The sequence below is a fragment of the Psychrobacter coccoides genome, assembly GCF_017498085.1.
Classification (GTDB): Bacteria; Pseudomonadota; Gammaproteobacteria; order Pseudomonadales; family Moraxellaceae; genus Psychrobacter; species Psychrobacter coccoides.
In genome coordinates this window covers 1-1664 of record NZ_JAGBKM010000048.1, presented here as the reverse complement: position 1 = coordinate 1664, position 1664 = coordinate 1, and the positions used below count along the sequence as shown (strand labels likewise).

The window sequence follows — 1664 nt, the reverse complement described above, 5'->3', positions numbered from 1 at the left end:
GCTTGATAATCACTTTAAAGTATTTGATCTGGTGTTCTTTTATGTCAATTATGGCTACGTTTGATGCCAGCATACTTTTTAGAACACCACCCATTATTTTTTTACTTTGAATGGAGTCTGCTCAACAAACCAAACCCTAGCAACATCTCATCTTTATTAGTATAAAAACAAATATGACTCAACTGTTTGCAAGGATTGCATCTGATATGTCAAATTTTTCTCAAAAAGATAGTAAGTTTTATAACCCTCTTCACCCCACTCCTATGTCATCAGGAGAGTTTTCGTTCGAGCGTTCAAAAAAAACCGAAGATTCCAGCACAGTAGACCCTGAGTTTTCAAAAAGTATTGAGGACTTATTGACACATCTAGAGTTTGATATTCATGCTGGAAAAATATGGTTTGGCGGTCAGCGCATGGTGTTAAGCCATGCTCATGCACTCTGGCGACTGCGTGAAGATCTAAATACGAATCTTGGTAGCGACATCACTCAGCGGCTATTTTTTCGCTATGGGTATTTTGCGGGGCTAGAAGATGCCGAAATCAGTAAAAAACTGCGCCCAGAAGGCAGTTGGAAAGAAGTTTTTCTTGCTGGTCCGCAATTACATACTATTCGCGGCATGGTCAAAGTCATCCCTGATGAGATGATTGTAGATTTTGATAGCGGCGCGTTTTTTGCAAGCTTTGATTGGCATAACTCATTTGAGGTGGCTTATCATAAGAAGTTCCATGGACTAGCAGATGCACCTGTCTGTTTTAGCTCGCTTGGCTATGCTAGCGGCTATACCAGCTACTTCTTTGGGCGCCAAATTGCCTTCAAAGAGGTACAGTGTGCTGCCATGGGGTTCGATCACTGCCGTATTGAAGGTAGGCCGTTAGAGGAATGGGATGAAGACACTGATCTGCAAAAGTTTTTTAATACTGAGCGCCTGAATACTGAATTGAGTGAGCGCCGAAGTAATTTTGATGAGCTCAAAAGACAAAACCCTGATGCACGGATAAAACCTGAAGGCTTTTTTTCTGCTATTGGTGAATCGCCTTCTTTTAGAAAAGCGGCAGCTTTAACAAGAAAAGTTGCCAAAACCAAAGCGACGGTATTATTGCAAGGAGAAACAGGAGTAGGCAAAGAAGTATTTGCCCAAGCGCTGCATGAAGCCAGTGACCGTAATGAAAACCCATTTATCGCCATCAACTGTGCCAGTATCCCGACAGATCTGGTAGAGTCTGAGCTGTTTGGTGTTGAAAAAGGAGCCTTTACGGGTGCCTTACAATCTCGAAAAGGCAAGATAGAAGCAGCACACTCAGGTACTTTATTTTTAGGTGGTGTTCTAAAAAGTATGCTGGCATCAAACGTAGCCATAATTGACATAAAAGAACACCAGATCAAATACTTTAAAGTGATTATCAAGCTTTTTCGAGAAGCAACAGGTTCTTCTAACGGCTCGACGTAATCGGTGTCTAAGGCGGCAGTTATTACCTTCTATGCCTACGGTATGTTGTTTGCCAACCTGCTTGTTATTTGGCTTAAAGGCAGTTATAAAGCTGTCCCAGTTGTCCATGCTAATAGAGTAATAGCTGACTTTTAGTTGCTTAAGACGTGCTCTTAGCTTCTTAGCCGTTTTTAAGTCGCGTTTACCCCAGACATAAGCGACAATTTCATTAGTAGC

General features: G+C 41.7%; 2 protein-coding genes. One reads left to right on the top strand and one right to left on the bottom strand.

Translation table 11 applies throughout. The annotated features are described in order from the left end of the window. The first annotated feature begins 206 nt into the window (after positions 1–206). Positions 207–1448, top strand: coding sequence for a sigma 54-interacting transcriptional regulator (locus J3492_RS13415; protein ID WP_207992427.1), 1242 nt, complete (start codon positions 207–209; stop codon positions 1446–1448). On the opposite strand, the gene J3492_RS12990 is transcribed toward J3492_RS13415, so the two are convergent. Beyond that, positions 1344–1664 (bottom strand): IS1 family transposase (locus tag J3492_RS12990; protein ID WP_207990131.1); only part of this gene is annotated, 321 nt, incomplete at its 5' end. The genes J3492_RS13415 and J3492_RS12990 overlap by 105 nt on opposite strands.